Here is a 25,711-nt window from a genome sequence, read left to right on the forward strand (position 1 = left end):
TGCACGTGACAGGTACGGACAGTGCGCCGCGCCCCGTGCAGCTGTGGTGGGCCCGTCTGCCCGACGTGCGCCCAGGGCTGGCGGGGCTGCTCGATCCCGTGGAACTCGGCCGTTACGAGGCGACGGCCGACCCCGCCAACAGGCTCCGCTTCCTGGCGGGTTGTGCCATCAGCCGACTGGTGCTCGGCGAACTGATCGGCCTGCCGCCCGCCGACGTACCCCTGCGGCGGGTGTGTCCGCGTTGCGCGGGGCCGCACGGCAAGGTCACGCTCGACGTACCGGCCGGGAGCGCCCACGGGGACGTACGGTTCTCCGTCTCGCACAGCGGTGACGTGATAGGGGTCGCCGTCTGCCGTGGCGCGGAGGTCGGGTTCGACGTGGAGGACGGCGCCGGCACCGATGTCGCAAGGGTGGCACCCCGTGTCCTCGGCGACACGGAACTCGCCGCCCTGCGCGCGCGCCCGCCCGCCGAACGGCATGCGGCGTTCCTGCGTTACTGGACGCGCAAGGAATCCGTGCTCAAGGCGATCGGCGTCGGTCTGCGCGTTCCGCTGCGCCGGCTGCGGGTGTCGGACCCCGAGCTGCCACCGGCCGTGCTGAGTTGGCCCGAGCAGATCGATGCCTGCCATGAAGTGCGCATGGCGGATACGGTGGTCGGCACGACGCACCCTGCGTCAGTCACGGTGACGGGAACAACGGAAGTGACACTTTTGCGGCACGACACCTCGGTGATCCTCCGGGCGTGGCGGTGATTCCGCTTCTTTGTATCGACTTCTTTACGACCACGGGGAAGGGTTAGGGCCAGATGTCGGACGTCGTGCTGTTGACTCCGCGTGAGATAGCCACCGGAGCACTCAGCCTGAACAACCAGAACGTGACCGTCACCGACGAGGAGTACGTAAAACTCGACCCGGCACTGCGGATCTTCTACGAGAAGGTCCGGGAGAACCTGGGTCTGGCCTGCATCACCGGATACCTGCGCAATGCCGGGCACTCCGTCACCTCGCTGAACCTGCACGGCCGTACGCCCAGCGACGAGGCCATCATCGACCTCATCCGCCGGGAGCGCCCGCGCTTCGTCGGCATCAGCATCATGTACGACCTGCACATCATCGACGCCATCCGGCTCATCCGGTGCGCCCGGATCGCCGACCCGGACGTCTTCATCGCCATCGGCGGCGCCTTCTGCACGTACAACGCGAAACTCATCGCCGAGCAGGTGCCCGAAGCCGACTGCGTCACCTTCGGCGAGGGCGAGTTGACGGTCGTGGGCATCATGGACCGGCTGACCTCCGGCGCCGACTGGCGGGAGACGCCGGGGCTGTTCTACCGCGACGGAGACCGGGTGCGCGGCAGCGGCATGCCCGTGCTGCCCGACCTCGCCCACCTCGTCTGGCCGGCCCGTGACGTGCTGGAATACCACCGGGCGGCGGGCATCGCGACGCCCGTGGCCTCCACGTTCACCAGCCGTGGCTGCCACGCCAAGTGCACCTTCTGCTACGCGCCCCGCCAGCCCGGAGTGGTCGACGGCTTCTGGCGGATGCGGCCCCCCGGCGACGTCGTCGACGAGATCGAGTACCTGCAAAGGGAGTTCGGGACCCGTTTCATCTGGTTCAACGACGACAACTTCGGCGGCGCGTTCGGCGACGGCTTCGCGCACGCCGTCGAGTTCGCCGAGACCGTCCTCAGCCGTGGTCTGAAGTTCCAGTTCCACTGCGAGTTCCGCGTCGACTCCGGGCTGATCGACCACGAGGCCCTCGACCTGCTGCACCGGGCGGGACTCTCGTCCGCGCTGCTGGGCATCGAGTCCGGGTCGCCCGGCATGCTGCGGCGGTTCAAGAAGGGCACCACGGTGGCCTACAACCTGGACGCGGCCCGCATGTTCAAACGCAAGGGCCTCGGCCTCGACCCCGGCTGGATCATGATCGAGCCGAGGACCACCATCGACGAGCTGTGGGAGAACCTCGAGTTCATCGTGGCCGCACGCATCCACGAGGCCGACAACCCGTTCTTCCTCATCAACCGCGCCATCGCCCTGCGCGGCACCGAGATGTACGACAAGATCGACGATCCGCTGCCGCTCGCCGACATCGAGGGCATGGAGGGCGCCGCCTACGAGATCCTGCGTACCGCGCGCCGCGACTATCGGGTGCCGGACCCTCGCGTCGAAGCCCTGTGGAGCGCCTGGAGCGAGGTCGGCGAGGAGATCAGCGACCGCAAGGAGAACGTCCTGCCGTTCGTCGCCCAGAAGATCGCCCTGGGCGCTCGCCGGCTGCGCGGCACGGAGCACAACCCCCGCGCCTTCCTCAGCCGGTTGCGGGCCTGGCGAAACGGGCTGCCGGAGCTGTTCCTCGCCTTCATCAACTACGGCCTCGTCCTCGCCGAGACGGACCCGCCGGACCTTCTCACGCGGCTCACCGCCGACCTGCGGGAGCTGGTGGCCGAATACGACGCCGAGCACCTCGGCGAGTCCTTCGAGGACTTCGGCGAGCGGGTCGAGCGCATCTGCGGTGCCGAGGCCCTCGTCGCGGCGGGAGTGGGCCGATGACCCTGCGGTACGGAGTGGTCGGCTGCGGCCGCGTCTTCCAGCGTTACCACCTGCCCGTCGTCACCGACCACGAGGACTACACCCTCGTCGCCGCCTGCGACACCGACGCCGACAGCGCGCGCTCGGTGCTCGGCGCGGCGGCCGACGGTGTCCTGGTCACCACCAGCCTGGAGGAGTTCCTCACGGTCGGCCGGCCGGACGTGGTGGCCGTGTGCACCCCCAACGACGCCCACACCGAGCCCGTGCTGGCGGCACTCGCGGCCGGCGCGCACGTCCTGTGCGAGAAGCCGCTGGCCGCCGACCTGTCCCAGGCGCACCGGCTGGCCGGGGCGGCGGGCGCCGACCGGCTCGCGGTCAACCTGCCCTACCGCTTCCACGAGTTGGTGCCGGCCTTCCTCAAGGCGCTGCCCGAGGGCCCCTGCGAGATCACCCTGACCTTCACCACGGCCGGCCAGCGGCTGTGGCGGCCGGTGACGAACTGGTACGGCGATGCGGCGCGGGCCGGCGGCGGCGCCCTGGTCGACCTGGGGGCGCACGCCCTGGACCTGCTGATCACCGTCTTCGGGCGGCCCCGCCCGCTGTCCTGCCGGGTCGACGCGAAGGGTGTGGAGGAGCGGGTGATCGCCGACCTGCAGTTCCCGGCCGGCCCCGCGACGCTGCGCATCGACCGCCGCAGCCGGGTCATGGGCCTCACCCTGGAGGCCACCGCCGCCGACGGGGGGAGCACCGTGCTGGACCTGCGCCGCGGCGAGGTCCGCAGCGCCGCGGGCACGGTCACGGCCGAGGACCGGCGGCCCGAGCTGGCGGCGATCCGCGGCTTCCTCGACACGGTGGCGGGCCGGACCCGGGGCCGTACGGTGGCCCCGGCTCAGGCGTTGGAGGTGCAGGAACTCATCGCGGCGCTGTACGCCGACGCCACGTGCGATCAGGAACTGACGCTCTGAGCGGCACCCTGTCCGCTCGCGGGGGTGCCGGGCACGACCGGCGCCCCCGCACCGGAGACGACCGGACGGAACGTCTCCTTCAACTCCCGCAGCCTGGCGCGTGAACGCTCGCCCGAGTACAGGTGCGTGCCGCCGATCTCCTCCTCCGTGATCCGGTCCAGGAAGAACAGGTTGATGACGTCGGACGGCGTGGCGCACGTCTTGCAGAAGCTGAACCGCGGCCGGTCGTGCATGAACAGGTCGTAGTGCTGGTGCGAGCCGTACTGGTCGAGCAGCAGCTTGCGGTCCTGCGCCAGGTTGCCCATCGGTTTGACCCAGGCGTGCGGGCACGCGGAGACATCGCCCTGACCGAAGAGCTGGGCCATCGTCGCCGTGACGAAACAGCCGAGGGTGCGCACGTTCGTCCTGAGCTGCTCGGCCATGTGCTCGACGTAGGCGCGCGGCGGCAGGACGTCCGCGAACTCGTCGTAGTGCTCCACCAGCGGCATCAGATGGTCGCCGGGCGGCGGGCCCATGCGCTCGGCGGTGTCGCCGCGCACGGGGAAGAAGTACAGCGTGGTGCTGCCCGCCACCTCGTCGCGCAGATACCGGGCGAACTCCAACTGGCCCGTGTAGTTGGCGTCGGTGAGTACGGACTGGATGTCGATGCGCAGCCCCGCCTCGGCCGCCGCGTGCAGGCTGCGCATGATGACGTCGTGCAGCTTGGCCTGCTTCGGGGGCAGCCGGTGCCGGTTCAGCTCCAGCGTGTGCCCGTCCAGGGAGATGTTCAACTGGACGTTGCCCATCGCGGCGAGGGCCTCGATGCGTCGCTCGTTGAGGAACACGCCGTTGGTGATGACCTGCACGGTCTCGTAGCGGCGGCTGGCCTCCTGGACGAACTCGGTGGACCCCTTGAGCCAGAAGAACTCACCGCCGGAGAGCCGCAGAATCGGCGCGTCCACGTGCTCGTGGTACATGTCGAGTATCTCGTGCCAGTCCTGACGGCGATCGGTGGTCAGGCGCAGTCGTGCGTCGGGCACGTTCATGAGGAGGTTGTACTCCTCGGTGAGGCAGTAGGAGCAGCGCATTTGGCAAAGCTGTTCCTCGATGACCATGTCGTTCATCAGGAACGGGAGTCGCCCGCCCTCGCCCGCCGAGGCGGTAAGGGCGGCACGAAACTTTTCCTTAAGGCGCATGAAAGTCCCCGATTTGCGGTCGGCTTGGGATTGTGCGGTTCAGGTTCGCTCGACCGGTCAACACTAACCGCTCGTGAACCCCACGGCCATAGCGCTTACTTGCTGCGGGACTATCCCGAAATGCCCTGCCCAGCAAGGGTACTGACGGTCCACGCACGTCAGGGGTGGACCTTGATCCGCACCTGTGCGTAGCATGCCGTCGGTCAGGGTCCAACTGGTCGCGGGGGCACCAAAGGCATGAGCGTAATCCGCATCCGGGCGGGGAACGGGGGGACGGAAACCCGTGCCCGCCGTATCGACGTCAGGCTGAAGGACCACGAGTACGTCGTGCATGTGGGATCCGGCGCCCGCCGACTGCTGCCCGCCGTCCTGGACGAGCTGGGCGTCGGCCGTGTCGCCGTCGTGAGCAGCGCGCGCGAGCCCGAACTCCCTGATCCCGGCGTGCCGTTCACGGTGGTGCCGGCGCTCGACGGCGAGCGGCACAAGACGCTCGCGTCGGTGGAGACCTACTGCCGCGCCTTCGTCGAGGCGGGTCTGACCCGGTCCGACGCCGTGATCGCCTGCGGGGGCGGCACGACCACGGACACCGTGGGCCTGGCCGCCGCCCTCTACCATCGCGGGATCAAGGTCGTGCACCTGCCGACCACCCTGCTCGCCCAGGTCGACGCGAGTGTCGGCGGCAAGACCGCCGTCAACCTGCCCGAAGGCAAGAACCTGGTCGGCGCCTACTGGCAGCCCAGCGCCGTGCTGTGCGACACGGACTTCCTGCACACCCTGCCCCGGCGCGAACTCCTCAGCGGCTACGGGGAGATAGCCCGCTGCGCGTTCATCGGCGCGGGTGATCTGCGCGGGCTCGACCTGACCGAGCAGATCGTCGCCAGCATCACCCTCAAGGCCTCGGTCGTCGCCCGCGACGAACGCGACCAGGGCCCGCGCCACATCCTCAACTACGGCCACACTCTCGGCCACGCCATCGAGCGCGCCACCGACTACGCCTGGCGGCACGGCGAGGCGGTCGCGGTCGGCACCGTGTTCGCGGGGCTGCTCGCGGGCCGGCTGGGGCGCGTCGACGCGCACCGGGTGAGCGAGCACCGGGAGATGGTGGAGAGCTTCGGGCTGCCCACCTGGCTGCCGTCCGGCGTGCCGGTGACGAGCCTGGTGGAGCTGATGCGCCGGGACAAGAAGAAGGGACCGGACACCGACCCCACGCTGACGTTCGTCCTGGACGGCCCGGCCGGAGTCGAACTGGTGCCGCGCGTCCACGAGCACCTGGTCTCCTCCGTCCTGGCGGACATGCCCGCGGGCCCCGCCCCCGCCTCGGACTGAGGAGCGCCATGGCCGACGCCCCACCCGCCCGGAGCGCGATATCGGGCACGACACGGCTCTACGTGGTCCTGGGCGACCCGGTGGCCCAGGTCCGCGCCCCCGGTCTGCTCAACGACCTGTTCGCGCGCACCGCGCGGGACGCCGTGCTGGTTCCCGTGCACGTCGACCCCGACGGCCTGGGCGAGGTCATGCGCGGACTGCGCCGCATGCGCAACCTCGACGGCATCCTCGTCACCGTGCCGCACAAGATCGAGGTGTGCCGGTACGCCGACCGGCTGGGCCCCGCCGCAGACGTGGCCGGCAGCGCCAACGCCCTGCGCAGGAACCCCGACGGCACCTGGCTCGCCGACAACTTCGACGGGGCCGGCTTCGTCCACGGCCTGCGCGCCAACGGCCACGACGTCGCGGGCACGACCGTCGCCCTGGCCGGGGCCGGCGGCGCCGGACGCGCCGTCGCCGCGGCCCTGCTGGGCGCGGGCGCCGCCCGACTGTGGCTGTACGACACCGACTCCGCCCGCCGCACGGACGTACTCGCCCGGCTGGACGCCCGCTGGCCGGGGCGCGTACGGGCCGGCGTGGGGGGCGACCTCGGCGACGCGGGCGACCGTGTCGACATCGCGGTGAACGCGACCCCGCTGGGGATGAACCCCGGCGACCCGCTCCCCTTCGACCCCGCACGCCTGCCGCCCACCTGCGTGGTCGCCGACATCATCATGAAGCCGGCCGAGACCGCCCTGCTCAGGGCCGCCCGGGACGGCGGACGGCCCGTGGTCCACGGCCGTCACATGCTCGACAGCCAGGTGCTCCTCTACGAGGAGTTCTTCGCACTGCACGCACCGGAACCAAACGGGAGGTGGGAGCCGTGATCGACCACGCGCAGGCCGTGGCGCTCGCGCAGCGCGCCCTGGCGCACCTGGAGGCCGGCACGACGGACCAGGCCGAGGACGTGCTGCGGGTCCCCGTCACGGAATACCTCGACCCCGACCGGTGGCAGCGCGAGATCGACCTCGTCTTCAAACGGGTCCCGCTCGCCCTCGCGCTGTCCGTCGAACTCCCGGGCGCCGGCTCCTACAAGGCCCTGGACGCCCTCGGCACCCCGGTCCTGCTCACCCGCGGACAGGACGGCGTCGTACGGGCGTTCCTCAATGTCTGCCGTCATCGCGGCGCCCAGTTGTGCCCGGCCGGCACCGGCACCCGGCACCGGTTCCGCTGCCCCTACCACGCCTGGGTGTACGACGACCGGGGCGGACTCGTCGCCGTGCACAAGCCCGCCACCTTCGGGGACGTCGACACCGACGAGCTGGGGCTGCGGCCACTGCCCGTCACGGAGAGCCTCGGCTTCGTGTGGGTGTGTCTCACCCCCGGCGCCACGATCGACCTGGACGCCTGGCTCGGGGACTACGCGCGCGAGCTGGAGCGGCTCGAACTCGACACATGGCACCTCTACGAGCAGCGTGAACTGGCCGGACCCGGCTGGAAGGTGGCCTTCGACGGCTATCTGGAGAGTTACCACATCCAGGCGCTGCACCGTACGACGTTCGCCCCGACGTCGACCTCGAACCTGATGGTGGTGGACTCCTTCGGGCCGCACCAGCGGATCCTGTACCCGGTGAAGTCGCTGAAGACGCTGCGGGACATCCCGGTCGAGGACTGGGACCCCGCCGCGCACTGCGGCACGGTGTACACCGTCTTCCCCAACGTGTCGATCGCCGGCGCCTGGGAGGGACACGGCGTGGTCTCCCAGATCATGCCCGGACCGGGCGTGGACCGCAGCCGTACCGTGCAGACCGTCCTGACCCGCGTGCCACCGGCCACCGAAGAGGACCGGCGCTACACGGCGGAGTTCAGTGAACTCGTCGAAAGAGGCGTCGCGGACGAGGACTATCGCACCGGATTCGAAGTACAGGCGGCTTTGTCCTCGGGGGCGAATACGCACTTTGTCTTCGGACGCAACGAGTTGGCGTTGCAGCATCACCATCACTGGCTCGACGACCTGCTTGCAGATGCCAACCGCCCTGGTGGCAGGGCATTTTGAAGCGGGGTCAGGATGGACAGCCTCTGACCCACCGACTAGATTGTCACTCGTCCGAACGAATGAAAGGCTGTCTGTGAACCGCGACGAAGTACTCCAGGAGATCCACCAAATCGCCAAGGAGTTTGCCGCCTCCAGTGGTCGTACGGTGAATGAGAACAGCAGCAACTTCCTCGAAGCCTATGGATTCACCTCCCTGGACGCCCTGGAGTTCCTGCTTCTCCTCGAGGAGCGCTTCGGTGTGACGTTCGAGGACGAGGACCTCACCGAGGACACGCTCACGTCCGAGGACCGCCTCGCCGACTACGTCGTCGAACGTCTCGGCTGAGTCCCGGGGGACTCGCCACATGACACCCCCCAAGCTGACGGAAGTCGCCGAGGGATTCTCCGTGCACGCCGTGAGCGCGCTCGATGCGCGCTTTCTGTACCGCGAGATGTTCGAAGGCGGGACGTACGCGGGTATCTCCCTTCCCGACGAACCGTTCGTCATCGACGTCGGGGCGAACATCGGGCTCTTCACGCTCTTCGTGAAGCGGCGACGGCCCAAGGCGCGCATCGTGGCCTTCGAGCCGCTGCCCGAACTCGTCGCGGCCCTGCACGCCAACGTGGCGGAATTCGGCCTGCACGACGTGTCCGTGCACGAGACGGCGCTCGGGAGCGAGGAGGCGGCCGGGGTGTCCTTCCGCTACTACCCCCTGCTTCCCAGCAGTTCGACCCTGTACCCGCAGGATCAAGGGCAGTTGAGGGAACTCCTGGCCAGGAGCTTCCCGCCGCGGGTAGTGGAGCGGATGTTCCAGGGACGCGAGATCACCGTCACCGTCGACCGGCTCTCCCGCCACATCGGAACCGACCGCCCCGTCGACCTGCTCAAGATTGACGCGGTGGGCTCCGAACTGGAGATCCTTCGGGGTGTCGACGCGGACCTGCGCCCCCTGCTGCGCAACGTCGTCATCGACGTCCAGGACGTGCACGGCCGGGTCGGTGAACTCTGCCTTCACCTGCGGGAGATGGGGCTGGAGCCCAGTGTCCTCAAGCCGCCGATGGCGGACGGCGAGGACACCCTGAACCACCTGATCCACGCCGTGCGGCCGTGACACAACCAATCCTGCGCACTCGAAGAGGGGAAACACGGGGATGCTGACGCTCGGCCTGGGCGGGTCCAACCACGACTTCGCCGCATGCCTCGTCTCCGACGGCGTCATAGCCGCCGGCATCGAGGAGGAGCGGGTCCGCCGGGTCAAGTACTCGGTCGGAGTCAACTCGCTGTTCAACCAGTCGTGGCGGTACTGCCTCGACATGGCCGAGGCGCGCCTCGCCGACGTCGACGTCATCGTCGCCGACGACACACTCCTGGCACCCGCGTACTTCCCCTTCCGCAAGCGCATCCACCTGATCCGCCATCACATGGCGCACGCGGCCAGCACCTTCTTCCCCTCGCCCTTCGAGCGGGCCGCCGTCCTCGTGGTCGACGGAGCGGGCAGCCTGATCGACGACAAGGGCGTGGAGACCCTCACCACCGCCGTCGGCGAGGGCACCACCATCACCGAGCTGTCCAAGGTGCTCGGCACCGACTGGTCCACCGACGGCCTCAGCTCCCTGCGCGTGTACCAGGCCGGTGACAGCGACCACTCCCTCGGCTACATGTACAAGGCCGTGAGCAAGGCCATCGGCTTCGTCCTGTACGAGAACGAGTACGAGGGCCGGCACTGGTACCTGTCCGAGGACGGCAAGACGATGGGCCTCGCGCCCTACGGCACCCCCCGCTACTGCAAGGAATTCCGCGAGTACCTCACGCTGCTCCCCGACGGGGGCTACGAACTGCACCTCAAGAACGGCGGACTGCTCGACTTCATCGAGCACGCCCTCGACGGCTACACGGGCGAAGAACGCTTCGCCCGCGCCGCAGACCTGGCCTACGCCGCCCAGGACACGCTGGAGGAGACCCTTCTGCACGTGGCCCGGCGGCTCCACGCCGACACCGGACTCACCGACCTGTGCCTGGCCGGAGGCGTCGCGCTGAACTGCGTGGCCAACGGCCGCCTGCTGCGCGAGACCCCCTTCGAGAACATCTTCGTGCAGCCCGCCGCGGGCGACGGCGGCTGCGCCGTCGGCAACGCCTACTACGGCTACCACGTCATCGCCGGACAACCCCGCGAGGCGCCCGCCCGCACCGCCCAACGCCACGCCTACCTCGGCCGCACCTACGGGGACTCCGAGGTGCGGGCCGCCCTCGACGCCAGCGGACTGCCCTACCGCAAGGTGGACGAGCCCTCCCGGATCGGCGCCGAGCTGCTCGCACAGGGCAAGCTCCTGGGATGGTTCACCGGCGGGTCGGAGTTCGGGCCGCGCGCCCTGGGCCACCGCAGCATCCTGGCCGACCCGCGGCGCGCGGAGATGAAGGACATCATCAACGCCCGGGTCAAGCACCGCGAGCCCTTCCGGCCCTTCGCCCCGGCCGTGCTGCGCGAGCACGCCGCCGACTACTTCGACCTCGACATCGAGTCGCCGTACATGCTCATCGTGGCCCCCGTCCGGCCCGAGAAGCAGGGCGAGGTCCCGGCCATCGTGCACGTCGACGGGACCGCGCGGGTGCAGACCGTGACGGCGAAGGACAACGGCGCCTACCACGAACTGATCTCGCACTTCCACCAGTTGACCGGAGTACCGGTCGTGCTCAACACGTCGTTCAACGACAACGGTCAGCCGATCGTGGAGACACCGCAACAGGCCCTCGAGTTCTACGGCGGCAGCCGGCTGGACTGGATGATCATGGAAGACTACGTGGTGGCGCACTCGGCCGACGACCTGGACGCGTTGGCGTCGTCCGGATCGACGGCGACCGGCAGCCCCGCCACCGACTGACACCGACTGAGAGGGACGCACAGTGGCTCTGGCACTCGACGGTGGGCATCCGGTCCGCCGCCACGACTTTCCGGCCTGGCCGTACCATGACGACACCGAGCGCGCGGCGCTGATCCGCGCGGTCGACCAGGGCCAGTGGTGGCGAGTCGGCGGCTCCGAGATCACCTCCTTCGAGGCGGAGTTCGGCGAGTACCACGGCGGCACGACACTCGCCGTCACCAACGGCACACACGCCCTGGAACTCGGCCTGGAGCTGCTGGGACTGCAACCGGGCGACGAGGTGATCGTCCCCGCCTTCACCTTCATCTCCACCTCCATCGCCGTACAGCGCGCGGGCGGCGTCCCCGTCCCGGTCGACGTGGACCCCGTGACGTACTGCCTCGACCCGCAGACCCTGGACGCAGTCCGCACCCCGCGCACCCGCGTCGTCATCCCCGTGCACATGGCCGGGCACGTTGCCGACATGGACGCCATCGGCACCTGGGCGGCCCGGCACGACATCGTCGTCTTCCAGGACGCCGCGCACGCGCACGGCGCCGTCTGGTCCGGCCGGCGCATCGGCGACTTCGGTACGCTCGCCGCCTTCAGCTTCCAGAACGGCAAGCTGATGACGGCGGGCGAGGGCGGGGCGCTGCTGCTGCCGTCGGCGGAGCGCTTCGACGAGGCGTTCGCCCGGCACAGCTGCGGCCGGCCCATCGGTGACACGAGCTACGAGCACCTCACCCCGTCGTCCAACTACCGCATGACGGAGTTCGCCGGCGCGGTCCTGCGCGCCCAACTCGGCCGGCTCGCCGAGCAGAACGCGCGCCGCGAGAGCCGCTGGAAGACGCTGTCCGCCGCGCTGCGCGAGATACCCGGCGTGCTGCCGCAGGGCCGCGACCCGCGCTGCGAACTCAACCCGCACTACATGGCCATGGCCGCCCTCGACCCCGGCACCCACCCCGGGACCGACCGCGACCTGGTGGTCAGGGCGCTGGTCGCCGAGGGCATCCCCGCCTTCGTCAACTATCCGCCGGTGTACCGCACCAAGGCGCACGAGGCGCTGCGCGGCAACGGACTGCCCGACACCGCCGAACTGGCCGAGCGCAACCCGGTCAGCGAACACCTGGGCGCGCACGGCTTCTGGCTGCACCACCGGGTGCTGCTCGGCACGGACGCCGACTGCGCCGACGTCGCCGAGGCCGTGGCGAAGGTGCTGTCCGAACTGGCGGGGAAGAAGCGTTCCGCTTGATGAGGGTCGCCGTCGTCGGGCTGGGCTGGGTGGCCCGCGAGGTGTGGCTGCCGCGCCTGGTCAAGCACCCGGACTTCGAGGTCGTCGCCGTGGTGGACCCGCGACCCGAGGCCGTCGAGCGGGTCGGCGCCCTGGTGGCCGGCGCGCGGGTGTACGGCGGACACGAGGAACTGGGGCGCGGTGAGGCCGACCTCGTGTTCGTCCTGACCCCGAACCACACCCACGGCGCTCTCGCCGGCCACTTCCTGCGCCAGGGCCTCGCCGTCTTCCTGGAGAAGCCGACCGGCACCGACTTCGCCCACCTGCGGCACCTCGAAGAGGCGGCCCGCGACGGCGGGGGCCGGCTGCTGCTGTCCACCGCCGCCCGCCACCGCGCGGACGTCGGGGCGCTGGCCCGCCTCGTCGCCGACGGGGCGCTCGGCACACCCCGGCTCGCCGAGCTGAGCTGGGTCCGCTCCCGGGGCATTCCCGGCAGCGACTGGTTCGCCCGCCGCGAGACGGCCGGCGGCGGCGTCCTGGTCGACCTGGGCTGGCACGTCATCGACGCCCTGCACCACCTGTGGGGCGCCTCCGGCGTGCGCCACGCCACCGCCCTGCCCGGCAGCGACTTCCTCACCCGGGACGGCTGGGGCGCCGACTGGCACGCCGGCGCGGCCGTCCTGGGCACCGCCGACGTCGAGGACCAGCTCACCGCGCTGGTGGCCACCGAGCGATACGGCATGTACCTGCGCTTCGCCTGGGCGTCGCACGAGACGGTCGACCGCACCCGGCTGGTGCTGCACGGCACCGCGGGCACCGCCGAGCTGACCACGACGTTCGGATTCAGCCCCCGGCGCGTCCCCGAAGCCACGCTCACGCTGCGCCAGGAAGGCACCGAGCGCCAGGTGCCGCTGCCCCCGGCCGGCGTCGGTGACGAGTACGACCTGCAACTCGACGCGCTGCCCGCCGAACTGGCCCGCACCGACGCCACCGGCCGGGCCCTGCGCGAGGCCCGCGAAGCCCTGGCCGTGGTGGAGGCCTGCTACCGCGCCACGTCCGCCGACTGGACAGCACCGGAGACGAACTCATGACTGCATCCCTGTCCGAGCCCACGGCGCTGCGCTACGAGCCGCTGCGCGGCCTGGCCCTGTGGGGCGAGGAGGAGAAGGCCGCCGCACTGGACGTGCTGGAGAGCCGCTCCCTCTTCCGCTACTACGGTCCCGCGCTCCAGCGCCGCGTCGAGCGGTTCGAGGAGCGGTTCGCCGCCCTCCACCAGGCACCCCACGCGGTCGGCGTGTCCTCCGGGACCGCCGCTCTGACCTGCGCCCTGATCGGCCTGGGAATTCCCGAGGGCGCCGAGGTCATCGTGCCGTCGGCCACCTTCATCGGCTGCGTCAACGCCGTCGTGGCCGCACGCGGCATCCCCGTCTTCGCCGACATCGACGAGTCGCTCACCCTCGACCCCACGGCCTGGGAACAACTCGTCACCGAGCGGACCTTCGCGGTCATGCCCGTCCACCTGAACAACGCCGCCGCCGACATGGACCCCATCCTGGCCGTTGCCCGCAAGCACGGCATCCGGGTACTGGAGGACGCCGCCCAGGCCTGCGGTGTCAGCTACCGGGGGCGCCCGGTCGGCTCCATCGGCGACGCGGGCGCCTTCAGCTTCCAGGCGGAGAAGAACATCACCGCCGGTGAGGGCGGCGCCGTCGTCACGACCGACCCCGACGTCCACGACCGTGTGGTGCGCTACCAGGACCAGGGCGGACAGTTCACCACCTCGCGCAGCGGGGAGCGCGGTACCGCAGGCGAGGCGTTCCTCGGCACCAACCTGCGGATGACCGAGATCGCCGGCGCCCTGCTCTGCGTACAGCTGGAGCGGCTCACGCCGATGCTGCGGCGACTGCGCGACATCGCCCGCACCGTCCGCGAGGACCTCGCCGACCTGGAACTCGAGTGGCGGCGGCTGCCCGACGAGGAGGGCAGCGGCGGCGACCTCACGGTCCTGCTCGACAACCGCATGGCCGCCCGCCGGTTCGTCACCGCGCTCACCGCCGCCGGCATTCCCGCAGCCACGCTCTACTCGGGCCGCCTGGTCCAGCAGAACCCCGCCGTCCGGGCCGGCCGCACCCCCTGGGGCATCGCCTGGGACGCCACCGCCCGCCTGCGCGCCAGCGAGTCCGTCCTGGGCCGGTCCGTGACCGTCGGACTCGGCGCGACGATGACCGACGGCGACGTCGCCCATCTGGTGGCGAGCCTGCGGACGGCGGCCGACGCCGCCCGGAAGGGAGCCAACGGTGAGTGAACTTGGGCCGCGCGCCGTCGTCCTGGACCTCGACGGCGTACTCATCGACAGCATCCACGTGATGCGCAGGGCGTTCCAGCGCGCCTACGACCTCACCGTCGGCGACGGCGAGGCACCCTTCGAGGAGTACCTGACCCACCTCGGACGCCACATGCCCGACACCCTCGCGATCATGGGCCTGCCCGCCGGGATGTACGAGCCGTTCGTCGTCGAGAGCCGCAAACTGGTCCACGAGATCGAGCCGTGCCCCGGCGCCGCCGAACTGCTCACCGGACTGCGTGCGGCGGGCGTACCGACCGCCGTCGCCACCGGCAAGACCCACGGCCGGGCCGTCGAGGCCCTGGCCGCGACCGGCCTGCTGGACCTGGTGGACGCGGTGTGCGGCAGCGACGAGGTGGCGCACGGCAAACCGGCCCCGGACATCGTCCTGCTCGCCCTGGAGAAGATCGGCGCCGCCGCCGAGGGAGCCGTCATGGTCGGCGACTCCGCGCTGGACCTGCGGGCCGGCCGCGCGGCGGGCACCCGGACCGCCGCCGGCCTCTGGGGCCAGGGCGACCGCGCGGAACTCCTCGCCCACCAGCCCGATCTGGTGGCCCGCTCGTGCGCCGAGCTGGCCGCCCTCCTGCACCGCCCCGAAGGGACCCCCGCGTGAGCACTGCCCCCACCTCCCGTGACCTCCTGCTGCTCAACGGCCCCAACCTGGGCACGCTGGGCACGCGCGAACCCGGGGTCTACGGCACCACCACCCTCGCCGAGGTGGAGCAGGCGGTGGCCCTGCGGCTGTCCCGCGCCGGGTACGGACTGCGCAGCGAACAGCACGACGGCGAGGGCGAGTTGATCCGTGCGCTGCACAAGCACCGGGACACCGTCGCCGCGATCGTCAACCCCGGTGCCCTCATGATCGCCGGCTGGAGCCTGCGCGACGCCCTCGCCGACTACCCGGCGCCCTGGGCCGAGGTGCACATCTCCAACGTCTGGGCCCGCGAGTCCTTCCGGCACAACTCCGTCGTCTCCCCCCTCGCCGTGGGCGTCATCGCCGGCTTCGGCACGCACGGGTACGAACTTGCCGCGCAGGCACTGCTGCGGCGCCTGGAGCCGGCGGCGGAGGGCACGGGGAAGTGACAGCCCGGGACCTGTGGCAGGCGTTCTCCCGGACGGACCGGGACCCGGACGCCCTCGCGCTCGGCGACCTGACCCGCCGTGCGGCCGTCGACCGGGTGACGGAACTGGCGCAGCGACTGCGCGCCCAGGGCGTACGGCCCGGGCAGCCCGTCGGACTCCAGGGGCCCAACCAGCCCGAATGGGTGCTCGGCCTGCTCGCGCTCATTGCGGCGGGCGCCTGCCCCCTGCTGCTGCCGGCCGACTCGCCACCGGCGGAGACCCGCAGACTCCTGCGGACCGCCGGCGCCCGCCGGACCCTCGTCGTGGACCCCGACGGGACGGACTGGGCGGTGCTGACGGGGGAGAGCGAGGGAGCCGACAGGGGACTCGCCGCCGGCGAGACGGGCTCCGAGCCGGACTCCGAGCCGCCCGCCCACGCCCCCGGCACACTGCTGCTCGCCTCCTCCGGGTCGACCGGGACACCCAAGGTGGTCGCGCGGTCGCCGCGTTCCGTCCTCGACGAGGGCGTGCGCTACCACCGCGCGGGCCTGGCCCGGCCTGACGACCGCGTACTGCTGCCGCTGCCGCTGAGCCACGCCTACGCGCTCGGCTGGCTGGCCGGCGCGCTGGTGGCCGGGGCGCACGTGGACCCGGTGCCGCCGCGTGCCGTCGGCGCCGTCCACACGCGGCTGCGGGAGCGGGCCACGGTCCTGGTCACCGTGCCAGGCCTGGCCCGTGTCCTGGCGCGCCGCAGAGCCCTCGCCGACGACGCGCCCTTCCCCGCGCTGCGCCGGGTGATGGCCGGCGCCGGGTACGTGGACGCCGAACTGGACGCGCTGTGGACCGCCGCCCTCGGCGTGGGCGTCTCCCGCAACTTCGGCTCCAGCGAGACGGGCGCCGTGCTGTGGGGAGAGCCGGGCCTGCCGTCGGGAGCCGTCGGCCATCCGATGCCGGGCGTCCGGGTCGACCTGCTGGACCCCGAGGGCAGGCCCCTGCCCTGCTCGGGCGCGGCCCAGGGAGAACTCGCCGTCGTCCTGGAGGACGGCTCCACCCACCGCCTGCACGACCTCGCCGACCGCGACGAGCACGGCGTCCACCGCATCCTGGGCCGAGCCCGTCTCGGAGTGGTCCGGCGCGGAGCCCGCTGGGTCTCCACGCTGGAGGTCGAGTCGGTACTGCGGACGGCCCCGGGCGTCGCCGACCTCTCGGTCACGGCGACCGGCCCGGACGACTCCGACGACCAGGGCCTCACCGTCGAATACGTGCCCGCCGACCCCGAACTGGCCGCCCCACGACGGCTGCAGGCGTACGCCCGCGCCGAACTGGCCGCCTACAAGGTGCCCGACAGCTTCCAGCCCCGCTACCGGCTGCGCCGGTCCGCCGTCGGCAAGGTGCAGGCGGCCCCCGTGTACCGCCTCGCAGCCGCCCGGCCGGACACCCCGGCCGAGCAGGTCCTGGCGGCGGCCCTCGCCGAACTCGGCCTGCCGCCGCTCCTGGCCGGTGGCGCCGCCGCAGCCGACCTGGCCCGGACGGCGGGACTGCGCGCGGACGTGCTGTCGCCCGTGCTGGACACCGCCTGTGCGCTCGGGCTGCTGGCCACCGATTCCGACTTCGCGGACCCGCCCGACGCCGGGGTGCACCCCCCGGACGTCGTCCTGGCCGGCCGGGCACTGGCGGCCAGGGTGCGGGGGGACGCGGTGGACGAAGGGCCGCGACCGCCGGCCGCTCCAGCCGGACCTCCGCCACCGGACGCGGGCCTGCGCGCGGCTGTCGCGGGGTTGCTCGCCGAGGCCGCCGTCGACGGTACGCCGCTGGAGATCGGCGACGGCGGTGTTCCGCAGTCGGCCGACGCGCAGTACGGCGCCTGCGTGGTCGTCGGCGGCGTCCACGGCCCTGCGGCCCGGCTCGGCTCACTGGCCGCACTGCTGAGGCCGCAGGGCCTGCTCGTGGTGGCCGACACCTTCGTGTCCGACCCGCTCGCCCTCACCGACGAGACCAGCCGTACGACGGTCGTCCGCTGGCTGGTCGACGGGCACCTGCACTGGTGGACTGCGCAGGAACTGCGGGCGGGGCTGGAGGCGGTGGGCCTGCGGGTGGAGGAGATCCGTGCTGCCGAGCAGGCGCCGTACACGATCCTGACCGCCCGGAAGACGTCATGACCGGCACGTACCCCTGCACGGACACCGGTGTGGCGTCTCGGCTGCTGGCCGTGGACATCGGCGGTACCAAGGTCGCCCTGCGCGCGATGGCCGCCGGGGTGGCCGTCCACGAACGCACCGTCCGGTGGCCCGCCGACGGTGACGCGGCGAGCCAGTCGGATCTCCTGGAGGCGTCCGTGGCCGACGCGGTCGCCGCGCTGGGAGGAGCCCCTGTCCGCATCGGCGTGGCGGCGGCCCCCAACGTCGATGCCGACGGCTACGTCGTGAGCTGGCCCAACCGGCCCGACTGGGTGGGCCGTTCGTTGTGCGCGCCCTTCGCGGGCAGCGGCGCCGAGGTCCTGTTCGGCGACGACGCGACGCTCGCCGGGCTGGCCGAGGCCCGCGCCACGGGCAGTCGGGACCTGGTCCACCTGGGCATCGGCACGGGCGTCGGCGGCGGTGTGGTCAGCGGCGGCCGACTGGTGACCGGCGCCTGGGGCACGGCGGGCGAACTGGGCCACCTGGTGGTCGAACCGCAGGGACCGCGGTGCAGGTGCGGCACGCGCGGCTGCCTACAGGCCGTGGTCTCCGCCGAGGCGCTCGCCGCCCACGCCGGCGCTGCCCGTGGACTGCCCACGACGACCGCCGAGTTGGTGGCGGGCGTGGAGCGGAGCGAACCCTGGGCGGAGCACACGCTCGACCACGCGGCCGAACAAATCGCCCGCGCGTTGCGGATCCTCGTGGAGCTGGTCCAGCCCGCGCGCGTGACCATCGGCGGCGGCCTCGGAGCCGCGCTCGCGCCCCTGCCCGGCCGGGTCGCGCGGCGGCTGGCGGATACGGCCCGCCCGGGTCGGCCGCTCCCCGAGGTCGGGCCGGCGGTCCACGGTCCGCACTCCTCCCTCGCCGGCGCCGTCCTGCTCGCCGCCCAGGGCCCGAGCCTGCTCGGCGGGGAGCACCTGTTCCACGAGAGGAGCGCGACATGAGCGGGCCGGCGGCCAGCGTGGTCATCCCCACCCGTGACAAGGCGGACAGTCTGCGGCTCGTCCTGACCTGCCTGGCCCGGCAGGTGTGCCCGCGGTCCCACGAGATCGTGGTCGTCGACGACGGCAGCACCGACACCACCGCCGACGTCGTGGCGGCCGCCGCCGAACGGCTGCCCGTGCGCACGGTACAGGGTCCGCGGGCGGGCCGCGCCGCCGCACGCAACGCGGGTGCGGCCGCGGCCCGCGGCGGCCTGTTGCTCTTCCTGGACGACGACATCCTGCTCCCGCCGACAGCCCTGGCGGCCCACGTCACCGAGCACAGCGCCGGAGAGCCCGCCTGCGTCCACGGCCCCGTCCGCGAACTCCCCGGCGCGCGACGCATGGTGGCCACCGCACCGCACGAACTCCTCCCCGATCCCCACGCGGCGGCGATGAGCGGCCGGTTCGGGCGCACGGTGGCGAACGCCCTGGAAACCCTGGTGACCCGTATGGCCGAAGGTGAACTGGAGCCGGTGGCACCATGGTTGACCTGCATCGGGGCCAACACGTCCATGCCGTACGAGCTGTGGGAGCGATCCGGTGGCTACGACGAGACCTTCGGTACGACATGGGGGTGCGAGGACCTCGAACTGGGGCTGCGGCTCTGGTCGTCGGGGGCCGGGATGCGCCTCGCGCCCGCCGCGCCGGGCGTGCACCTCACCCATGAACGCGCCGACCGCTGGGAACAGCACACCGTGAACCTCACCCGGTTCACCCAGAAGCACCCCGTGCCCGCCGTACGCGCCCTGCCGGAACTGCTCGGCCCCTCGGGCAACACCCGCAGGTACGTCGAGGCCGTACGCATCCTCGAAGAGAGCACCCTCCCGTGACCCACCACCCACCGGCCGATCCCACCCCGCTGCCCCTGTCCTCCCGCCAGGACTGGTGCTGGGAGTGGACCCGCAGCTACACCGCAGACTCCCCGCCGATCGAGTCGTCCGAGACGCTCCTGTTCCGGGGCCCGCTCGACACGGGAGCGCTGGGCGACACGCTGGCCGAGATCGCCACCCGCCACGAGGCCCTGCGCCTGCACCTCGCCGCGGACATCAAGCCGGACCCGTCGGCGGCCTGGCCCGGACAGGCACTGCGGGAGGCGCCGGGGCCGCTGGACACCGTACGGATCGGGCCGCAGGAGAGTACGGCGGAGGTGACAAGGATCCTCACCCGGCCGCTTGATCCGACGGACCGCATGATGCGCACGACCCTGGTGAGCACGGGCGACGAGGAGCATCTCCTCGTCGCACAGTTCCACCACCTGATCTTCGACGGCACGTCCCACCTCCTCTTCCGGGACCTGCTCGCCCACGGCTACCACGAGCGAGTGGCACCCGGCCACGGTGCCGCCAAACGCCGTACCGACCCGGTGAGTTACACCGGACTCATCAGCCGGGAGCAGGCACCCGAGGCCCGCGCGGCCCTGCGCGGGCGGATAACCGCCCTCGCTGGGGAACTGCGGGCCCACGGCGCGGCGGACCCGCTGCCGGGCGATGCCGGGGCGGTCGTCGCCGAGGCGGAGTTCGGCTCCGTACCGCTGACGCTGACGGCCGAGCGGACCCGGCTCCTGCTGCGGCGCGCACGAACCGAGCGAGTCACGCTCCACACCCTCCTGCTGGCGGCGCTCAGCCACGCCGTCTCCACGGAGTACGAGCGGGACCGGCTGCTGGGTTCCGTCTACACCCATGGGCGGACCTTCCTCGGGGCCCGCGAGACGCTCGGCCTGTTCAGCAACGTGGTCCCGGTGCCGCTCGAGACGGGGCACCAGTCCCCGCCCGCGTTCCTCAGGGCCGTCCACGACAGCGTCCAGCGGGCCTCGAACTCCGCCGACCTGCCGCTCAGCGAGATCGCCGCCCAGATCATGGACCGCCCGCCGGGCGACGGGGCGTACTACCGCAGCGCTCTGGCCCACCTCGAACTGCGACTGAGCGGAGTGACCGGCTGGCTGCCGGAGGAGCCCAACCGCCCGCTGCCGTTCCCGCCCGGCCTCGACGTGACCCCCCAGGCCCTTCACCCCGACCACCCGCTGCCGGTCTTCGCCGGCGCCGAGCAGGCGCTCGCGTGCGCCAGCACCCTCTTCGCCGACCTGGAGATGGCGGACGGCGCCCTCACCGGCTCGCTGTGGTACGAGAACCATTACCACGACGCCGCACGAGTGGCCCGGGTGGGCAGGATATTCGGGCGATTCCTCCAACGACTGAGCGAGCAGGGCGATCTGTGAAGGCCTGACGGAATCCGATACCGAGAGGGGACATTGCCGAAGAATTACCGGCTATCGGGAACCAACTCGACTCTGGGGCAAGCCTTGTTGACGGGAGATCACCTGGCCTGAAATCATTCCCCTGCCATCGACCCCGGTGGCAGAGGAACCCTCCTAAAAGATGGGAAGTCGAGATGACCAAGGTCAACTCCGTAAGCCTCGCCCTGATCAACCTCGAGCAGCTGCGCCGCCAGGCCGCCGCCGAGGCCAAGTAAAACCACCGACGAGTGCCGCACGGGGAGAGTCACGATATCCCGTGCGGCACTCGGCGCACCTTTGGGCGACGGAGCACATGGACCAGCGGAGTGGAAGTGCGTACGCCACGGAGTTGAGCCGGCAACAGCAACGGCTCTGGGAAGTGGAACGCCTTGTTCGAGGAAGCGCGCTGCTGCATACCGGTATTGCGCTCCGCCTTGATGGAATGCTCGACGAGAAAGGGCTTTCTCGTGCCGTCAGCACCGTCTTTCGGCGCCATGAACTACTCGACACGGGCTTCCGTGCGGACGGTGAAACGCTGATCCTCGGGCCGGCCGAGCACCACGAACCGCGCGTCCTGCACCGCCCGGACCTGTCTGCCGACCGGGCCGAGCACCTCGCCGAGATACGCCGAGCGGCGGCCGCGGCCCACGCGGAGATCTTCCCCCTCGCCGGCGAGCCCCTGGCGCGCGCCACCCTGACCGTCCTCGGCGGCGACAGCGCCGTCCTGCTCCTCACCTTCCACCGGCTCGTGATGGACCTGTTCTCCCTGCACCAAGTGGTGACGGACCTCCAGGATGCCTATCTGCGCGGCCCCGCCGAGCCGCCGGCACCGGCCGACCGGTACTCGGAGATCCTGGCCTCGCGCGAGCATCGCAGGCCCCGCGACTGGGAGTTCTGGCGCACCGAACTGTCCGGGTTCCCCACGCCGTGGATCGGGGAGCGGCGGCCGGAGCCGGACTGGCTGCCGGACGGTGCCGAACTGCGCATCCCCCTCGACCCCGACCTGAGCGGACTCCTGCGCGCGAACGCCCGCGACGCGCGCTGCACACCCACGGTGTTCGTCACCGCCGCGGTTGCGCGCCGGGTACTGGAACGCTCCGGTGCCGCAGACCTGGTCCTGGCCACCATGTCCGCGAACCGCATGAACTCCGACGCGGTGGGTCCGCTCGCCCAGGCCGTCCTCGTCCGCGTCGGCCCCTCGGCTCCGCTCGGTGGCGATGGGGTACTCGCCCAGGTGCGGCGGGGGCTGCGTGAGGGAATGGCCCACCAGGGAGTGGAGTTCGAGGAGATCGTCGATCTGCTCACCGACACGATGGGCGTGGCGCGCGACGACCTGGCTCCGCTGAGCGTGAGCGTGACCGACGACTCCTGGCTGAGTTCCGTGGCGGGGCTCGCCTTCACCCCCTTCGGCCTGGAGGCGGACGATCAGGGCGAAGGACAGGACGAGGAAGGCGCCGGGCCGGTTGTCCGCCCGTCCCAGCTGGACGTGGAGCTGAACCTGTCCGGCGCCCAACCCCAGTTGGTCCTCACCTACGACCGCAGGTGCTTCGGCGAGGAGTGGTGCCAACACTTCGCGGCCGACCTGCTGACCGACCTGGCAACCGGCCGGGACTGACCGGACGGCCCGCCCGGCCTGCCAGCCTTCGCCTCGTCAGCCTCGTCAGCCTCGTCAGCCTCGTCAGCCTCGTCAGCCTCGTCAGCCTCGCCTGTCAGCCCACCCGGCCCGTCAGCCCACCCGGCCCGCCGCCTCGCCCGGTCAGGCCGACGAGCCACGGGTGCGGTCGATCGACTCCAGACCCAGTCGTCGTACGTCCCCGAAGCGCGCCTCGTTGAGGAGCGCGGTCATCAGCGTGACGTCCAAGTCCTCGATGTCGGGGGCGGACTCCGCGGCCAGCGAGGCGATCCTGGCCGCGTCCATCGAGGTACCTCCGGCGTCGTAGAAGTCCGAGTCCTCCTCCGGGAGGAAGCCGAGCACGTCGTGCCATGCCTGTGCGAGGGACGCCGCGAGTCCGTCGAGTCCGTTCGGACTTTGCTGCGTCGCCGAGGTGTCCACATCCGCCATGGGGTGAACATAGCGCAGCCGGTTCACCCCCTTCGCGGTTTTGCCCCGGTGCGGTGCGACCGTGGCGCGTACCTCCTGTCCGGGCGTTGCGGGGTTGGGTCACACTCCCGGCCCGTGCCCTCCGCGCGGACGTCGCAGCGGCGCCACTCCGCCACCGTGGCGGGCGTGTCGGGGCCCTGTCGCGCAGACCACGTGCCGGTGCGGCGTCATGACGAACCTGTGCCCGGGCAGGGCGGCAAGCAGCAGCCGGTGTACCTCCGGCGGACCGGATGGCCGCCGCGACTGTCCGGGGACCAGGTAGGCCGTCAGACGGGGACTGCCGGTGGTGCCGGAATTCGAGGAGGAACTCGACGGACCGGGGCGAGAGGGCCTGTGCGAGCAGCACCTGCACCGCGGCCGGTTCGACCCAGCAGCCGTCCACGAGGATCGACGCAAGGAGAAGGTGTCCGTGACAGCAGGAGCGTAGTTGAGTGATCACCCGCGTCTCAAGGTTGGGGTCAGGTCCGCCAACTGCCGTACCGGGCAGGGCGGGAAGCCGGTGGAATGAGAATTCCTCGTGGAGCCGCTGAACGCCTGATCCGACTCACGTACTCTGTCCGGCGTGTGATCGACATGTACACGGCAGTGTGTGGCGCTGTCGCGCCGGGCGGGCCGAGGGAGGAGTGGACGGATGAGTCACGCAGGTGGTCCGGGAACGGACCCGACGGGGGGCGTGCGATGACCAAGGGTCTGGCGGCTCGACTCCCACTGGACCTGCTGCGCGAGCGCAACCTACGACGGTTGTTCGCCGCGCAGGCCGCTTCGGTCCTGGGCAGCAGCATGATGCCCATCGCCCTGTCCTTCGCGGTGCTGGAGCACGGCGGCGGGGCGAGCGGGGTGGGCCTGGTGCTCGGCGCGCAGACCGCGCCCCTCATCATCTTCCTGCTGGCCGGCGGTGTGCTCGCGGACCGGTGGGGCCGCCGGATCACCATGATCGGCAGCGACCTCGTCCGCGCGGCCATCGAAATCACCGTGGTCGTCATCCTGTTGACCGTGGGCATGCCGCTGGGCGGCTTCGTGGCGTTCGCTGCGGTACTCTCCGTCGCCGCCGCCTTCTTCCACCCGGCCTTCCACGGGTTCGTCCCGGAGGTCGTCCCCGAAGACCGACTCCAAGAGGCCAACGCCCTTGGTTCCACGCTCAATTCGATCGGTTCGCTGCTCGGACCCGCCGTCTGCGGCGCACTCGTGGTGTGGACCGATCCGGCCTGGGTCATCGCCATCGACGCCGGCACCTTCCTGGCCAGCGCGCTGTTCCTGGCCGGAGTGCGTACCTCGTCCGCCAAGAACGCCGTTCGCGAGGGTGAGAGCTTCACGGAGCAACTGCGGCATGGCTGGCGGGAGTTCAGTTCCCGCACGTGGTTGTGGTCCCTCCTCGCCTACACCTCGCTGGCGTGCACCTTCGTCCTGGGGCCGGTGATGGTGCTCGGTATCGCCTTCGTCGGCGGCAAGGAGAACGGCGCCGCCCAATGGGGCACCGTCATGGCCGCGCAGGGCGTCGGCTCCCTCCTCGGCGGGCTGGTGGGAATGCGCGTGCGATTCCGCAGACCGCTGCTGGCGTCGGTGTTCTGCACGTTCGGCCTGGGCGCCTTCGCCGCCCTTCTCGCCCTGCGCGCACCCGTGTACGTCCTCGTCGTGGGCTCGCTGCTGTCCGGCGCCGGCTTTGCCCTGCTGCACATCCTCTGGACGAGCAGCCTCCAGGCCGATGTGCCGTCCGAGGCGATGTCCCGCGTCAGCGCGTACGACGGTGTGGCGAGCGTGCTCTCCATGACCGTGGGCTACTGGTGGGCTGCCCCGGCCGCAGCGGAGTTCGGCGCCACACCGTTGTTGTGGTTCGGCGCGGTGTGGACCGTGGCGAGTGCGGCGGTGATGCTCACGCTGCCGCAGATCCGCCGGTCCGCGCCACGAGCGGGGGAGGACGCGGACAGCGGCGTTGTCGCTCAGGAGTCTCGGGAGACCTCGACGGCTCACTGAAAGGGGTGGGGGGCGGGGTGCGTGAACCGGGTCGATGGACCGCCACACGCCACGTCCAGGGAGCACATGGAGCGGTTGCCGGCCGCTGCGGCACGGGCGCAGGGCTCGGCCAAGGGGCCGCGGGCGGCGGCCTTCCAAGGTCTGAGCGACGTCACCTACGCGCCGCTTGCCGGCGTGCGCCGGGCAGGGGGAGCAGATCACGAGGCAGGAGTGGGCAGCGTGTGCGCTGCCCACTCCCGCATGTGTCGGTGCCGCTGAACCGTGACTCGCGCCTTGCCCCATCGGTGAGTTGAAGGGAGCCGCTCGTGCCCGGCTGGGCGGCGGGAACCGGTGGCTCGGGCCGGCCGCTCGTCGGGGACGTCATGGGTGGTGGCCCACAGCGGAGAGCCGGACCGGATCTCGACGGTCCAGCCGCGTCCCTTGAATGCGGGTGTGCAGGGGGCTGCCGTAGTGCTCGGTGGCGATGGAGCTGACCGCCCACGCGAACTCGTGGGCCGCGTGCGCGGAGGCGTTCTCGACTGTCGTGTACGGCTCGTCTGCGGTGGCCGAGGGCCCCTGCCCGTGGGTGGGTGGTCCTCGAGGCGGGGTACACCTCCGGTCGCGCTCGACCGGAGGCGCGTGGTGCGGGGCGGCACCACACCGGCCGACGATCCGGTGGTCCGCACTGCATCCGTATCCTCAACACCGCGGAATCCTCAGGCTGTTGCTGTGAACCTTCCGACGGCTCACGCAGCCGCCGACAC

Annotated in this window: 23 protein-coding genes; 21 read left to right on the forward strand and 2 right to left on the reverse strand. The window is 71.5% G+C overall.

Going from position 1 to position 25,711, the window contains the following annotated elements; genetic code table 11:
• Positions 1-35: 35 nt before the first annotated feature.
• Genes P1P75_RS04495 through P1P75_RS04505 form a run of 3 tightly spaced genes read left to right on the forward strand, consistent with a single transcriptional unit; the run spans position 36 to position 3,492 of the window.
• Positions 36-752 carry a 4'-phosphopantetheinyl transferase superfamily protein gene (locus P1P75_RS04495; RefSeq protein WP_319252055.1) on the forward strand — a complete coding sequence of 239 codons (717 nt, stop codon included), beginning with the start codon at positions 36-38 and terminating at the stop codon, positions 750-752.
• A 53-nt stretch (positions 753-805) separates the two neighbouring features.
• Entirely contained in the window at positions 806-2,548 is a 1,743-nt protein-coding gene (locus tag P1P75_RS04500; protein WP_319252057.1) for a radical SAM protein, read from the forward strand.
• Positions 2,545-3,492 (forward strand): Gfo/Idh/MocA family oxidoreductase, encoded by a 948-nt coding sequence (locus tag P1P75_RS04505; RefSeq protein ID WP_319252059.1) that lies wholly within the window; start codon positions 2,545-2,547, stop codon positions 3,490-3,492. The genes P1P75_RS04500 and P1P75_RS04505 overlap by 4 nt, the downstream gene beginning before the upstream one ends.
• Here the strand turns inward: P1P75_RS04505 and P1P75_RS04510 are convergent.
• Positions 3,474-4,667, reverse strand: a complete 1,194-nt coding sequence (locus P1P75_RS04510) for a radical SAM protein (RefSeq protein ID WP_319252060.1) — start codon at positions 4,665-4,667, stop codon at positions 3,474-3,476. The genes P1P75_RS04505 and P1P75_RS04510 overlap by 19 nt on opposite strands.
• Before the next feature lie 237 nt (positions 4,668-4,904).
• On the opposite strand from P1P75_RS04510, the gene P1P75_RS04515 reads away from it, so the two are divergent.
• The 16 genes from P1P75_RS04515 to P1P75_RS04590 all read left to right on the forward strand — a co-directional run bounded on the left by P1P75_RS04515 (position 4,905) and on the right by P1P75_RS04590 (position 22,511).
• Positions 4,905-5,993 carry a 3-dehydroquinate synthase family protein gene (locus P1P75_RS04515; protein WP_319252061.1) on the forward strand — a complete coding sequence of 363 codons (1,089 nt, stop codon included), beginning with the start codon at positions 4,905-4,907 and terminating at the stop codon, positions 5,991-5,993.
• 8 nt (positions 5,994-6,001) lie between these two features.
• The gene (locus tag P1P75_RS04520; RefSeq protein WP_319252062.1) at positions 6,002-6,859 is read left to right on the forward strand and encodes a shikimate dehydrogenase; all 858 of its coding nucleotides are present in this window, start codon (positions 6,002-6,004) and stop codon (positions 6,857-6,859) included.
• The gene (locus P1P75_RS04525) at positions 6,856-8,028 is read left to right on the forward strand and encodes an aromatic ring-hydroxylating dioxygenase subunit alpha (protein WP_319252063.1); all 1,173 of its coding nucleotides are present in this window, start codon (positions 6,856-6,858) and stop codon (positions 8,026-8,028) included. The genes P1P75_RS04520 and P1P75_RS04525 overlap by 4 nt, the downstream gene beginning before the upstream one ends.
• Before the next feature lie 73 nt (positions 8,029-8,101).
• Complete coding sequence (locus P1P75_RS04530; protein WP_020129798.1) at positions 8,102-8,353, forward strand: phosphopantetheine-binding protein; 252 nt, start codon at positions 8,102-8,104, stop codon at positions 8,351-8,353.
• Positions 8,354-8,372: 19 nt separating this feature from the next.
• The gene (locus tag P1P75_RS04535; RefSeq protein WP_319252064.1) at positions 8,373-9,119 is read left to right on the forward strand and encodes an FkbM family methyltransferase; all 747 of its coding nucleotides are present in this window, start codon (positions 8,373-8,375) and stop codon (positions 9,117-9,119) included.
• 40 nt (positions 9,120-9,159) lie between these two features.
• Complete coding sequence (locus tag P1P75_RS04540; RefSeq protein ID WP_319252065.1) at positions 9,160-10,887, forward strand: carbamoyltransferase C-terminal domain-containing protein; 1,728 nt, start codon at positions 9,160-9,162, stop codon at positions 10,885-10,887.
• A gap of 22 nt (positions 10,888-10,909) precedes the next feature.
• Positions 10,910-12,118: a DegT/DnrJ/EryC1/StrS family aminotransferase gene (locus tag P1P75_RS04545; RefSeq protein WP_319252067.1), complete on the forward strand. Its 1,209-nt coding sequence runs from the start codon at positions 10,910-10,912 to the stop codon at positions 12,116-12,118.
• A complete protein-coding gene (locus P1P75_RS04550; protein ID WP_319252070.1) occupies positions 12,118-13,188 on the forward strand; it encodes a Gfo/Idh/MocA family oxidoreductase in 1,071 nt (356 codons plus the stop codon). Before P1P75_RS04545 ends, P1P75_RS04550 begins: the two co-directional genes overlap by 1 nt.
• A complete protein-coding gene (locus tag P1P75_RS04555; protein WP_319252072.1) occupies positions 13,185-14,402 on the forward strand; it encodes a DegT/DnrJ/EryC1/StrS family aminotransferase in 1,218 nt (405 codons plus the stop codon). The genes P1P75_RS04550 and P1P75_RS04555 overlap by 4 nt, the downstream gene beginning before the upstream one ends.
• On the forward strand, positions 14,395-15,054 hold the full coding sequence (locus P1P75_RS04560) for an HAD-IA family hydrolase (RefSeq protein ID WP_319252074.1): 660 nt from the start codon (positions 14,395-14,397) through the stop codon (positions 15,052-15,054). Before P1P75_RS04555 ends, P1P75_RS04560 begins: the two co-directional genes overlap by 8 nt.
• The gene (locus P1P75_RS04565) at positions 15,051-15,524 is read left to right on the forward strand and encodes a type II 3-dehydroquinate dehydratase (protein WP_319252076.1); all 474 of its coding nucleotides are present in this window, start codon (positions 15,051-15,053) and stop codon (positions 15,522-15,524) included. The genes P1P75_RS04560 and P1P75_RS04565 overlap by 4 nt, the downstream gene beginning before the upstream one ends.
• Positions 15,521-17,662 carry an AMP-binding protein gene (locus P1P75_RS04570; protein WP_319252078.1) on the forward strand — a complete coding sequence of 714 codons (2,142 nt, stop codon included), beginning with the start codon at positions 15,521-15,523 and terminating at the stop codon, positions 17,660-17,662. The genes P1P75_RS04565 and P1P75_RS04570 overlap by 4 nt, the downstream gene beginning before the upstream one ends.
• Complete coding sequence (locus P1P75_RS04575; RefSeq protein ID WP_319252080.1) at positions 17,659-18,624, forward strand: ROK family protein; 966 nt, start codon at positions 17,659-17,661, stop codon at positions 18,622-18,624. Before P1P75_RS04570 ends, P1P75_RS04575 begins: the two co-directional genes overlap by 4 nt.
• Positions 18,621-19,493 (forward strand): glycosyltransferase family 2 protein, encoded by an 873-nt coding sequence (locus tag P1P75_RS04580; RefSeq protein WP_319252082.1) that lies wholly within the window; start codon positions 18,621-18,623, stop codon positions 19,491-19,493. The genes P1P75_RS04575 and P1P75_RS04580 overlap by 4 nt, the downstream gene beginning before the upstream one ends.
• Positions 19,490-20,878: a condensation domain-containing protein gene (locus P1P75_RS04585; protein WP_319252084.1), complete on the forward strand. Its 1,389-nt coding sequence runs from the start codon at positions 19,490-19,492 to the stop codon at positions 20,876-20,878. The genes P1P75_RS04580 and P1P75_RS04585 overlap by 4 nt, the downstream gene beginning before the upstream one ends.
• A gap of 331 nt (positions 20,879-21,209) precedes the next feature.
• Positions 21,210-22,511: a condensation domain-containing protein gene (locus tag P1P75_RS04590; RefSeq protein ID WP_319252086.1), complete on the forward strand. Its 1,302-nt coding sequence runs from the start codon at positions 21,210-21,212 to the stop codon at positions 22,509-22,511.
• A gap of 141 nt (positions 22,512-22,652) precedes the next feature.
• Here the strand turns inward: P1P75_RS04590 and P1P75_RS04595 are convergent, their stop codons facing one another.
• Complete coding sequence (locus P1P75_RS04595) at positions 22,653-22,958, reverse strand: phosphopantetheine-binding protein (protein ID WP_319252088.1); 306 nt, start codon at positions 22,956-22,958, stop codon at positions 22,653-22,655.
• Between the two features lie 325 nt (positions 22,959-23,283).
• Between P1P75_RS04595 and P1P75_RS04600 the strand changes: the two genes are divergently transcribed.
• Positions 23,284-23,424, forward strand: a complete 141-nt coding sequence (locus P1P75_RS04600; protein ID WP_319252090.1) for a hypothetical protein — start codon at positions 23,284-23,286, stop codon at positions 23,422-23,424.
• A gap of 251 nt (positions 23,425-23,675) precedes the next feature.
• Positions 23,676-24,968: an MFS transporter gene (locus P1P75_RS04605; RefSeq protein ID WP_319252092.1), complete on the forward strand. Its 1,293-nt coding sequence runs from the start codon at positions 23,676-23,678 to the stop codon at positions 24,966-24,968.
• Positions 24,969-25,711 lie beyond the last annotated feature (743 nt).

The organism is Streptomyces sp. ID05-39B, assembly GCF_033794725.1.
Taxonomy (GTDB): domain Bacteria; phylum Actinomycetota; class Actinomycetes; order Streptomycetales; family Streptomycetaceae; genus Streptomyces; species Streptomyces bobili.

What these genes read in the sequence shown, in the direction of transcription:
- P1P75_RS04500 (WP_319252057.1), top strand. Translation starts at nt 806, where the DNA reads ATGTCGGACGTCGTGCTGTTGACTCCGCGTGAGATAGCCACCGGAGCA.
- P1P75_RS04505 (WP_319252059.1), top strand. Translation starts at nt 2,545, where the DNA reads ATGACCCTGCGGTACGGAGTGGTCGGCTGCGGCCGCGTCTTCCAGCGT.
- P1P75_RS04510 (WP_319252060.1), bottom strand. Translation starts at nt 4,667, where the DNA reads ATGCGCCTTAAGGAAAAGTTTCGTGCCGCCCTTACCGCCTCGGCGGGC.
- P1P75_RS04515 (WP_319252061.1), top strand. Translation starts at nt 4,905, where the DNA reads ATGAGCGTAATCCGCATCCGGGCGGGGAACGGGGGGACGGAAACCCGT.
- P1P75_RS04520 (WP_319252062.1), top strand. Translation starts at nt 6,002, where the DNA reads ATGGCCGACGCCCCACCCGCCCGGAGCGCGATATCGGGCACGACACGG.
- P1P75_RS04535 (WP_319252064.1), top strand. Translation starts at nt 8,373, where the DNA reads ATGACACCCCCCAAGCTGACGGAAGTCGCCGAGGGATTCTCCGTGCAC.
- P1P75_RS04540 (WP_319252065.1), top strand. Translation starts at nt 9,160, where the DNA reads ATGCTGACGCTCGGCCTGGGCGGGTCCAACCACGACTTCGCCGCATGC.
- P1P75_RS04550 (WP_319252070.1), top strand. Translation starts at nt 12,118, where the DNA reads ATGAGGGTCGCCGTCGTCGGGCTGGGCTGGGTGGCCCGCGAGGTGTGG.
- P1P75_RS04555 (WP_319252072.1), top strand. Translation starts at nt 13,185, where the DNA reads ATGACTGCATCCCTGTCCGAGCCCACGGCGCTGCGCTACGAGCCGCTG.
- P1P75_RS04575 (WP_319252080.1), top strand. Translation starts at nt 17,659, where the DNA reads ATGACCGGCACGTACCCCTGCACGGACACCGGTGTGGCGTCTCGGCTG.
- P1P75_RS04580 (WP_319252082.1), top strand. Translation starts at nt 18,621, where the DNA reads ATGAGCGGGCCGGCGGCCAGCGTGGTCATCCCCACCCGTGACAAGGCG.
- P1P75_RS04590 (WP_319252086.1), top strand. Translation starts at nt 21,210, where the DNA reads ATGGACCAGCGGAGTGGAAGTGCGTACGCCACGGAGTTGAGCCGGCAA.
- P1P75_RS04595 (WP_319252088.1), bottom strand. Translation starts at nt 22,958, where the DNA reads ATGGCGGATGTGGACACCTCGGCGACGCAGCAAAGTCCGAACGGACTC.
- P1P75_RS04605 (WP_319252092.1), top strand. Translation starts at nt 23,676, where the DNA reads ATGACCAAGGGTCTGGCGGCTCGACTCCCACTGGACCTGCTGCGCGAG.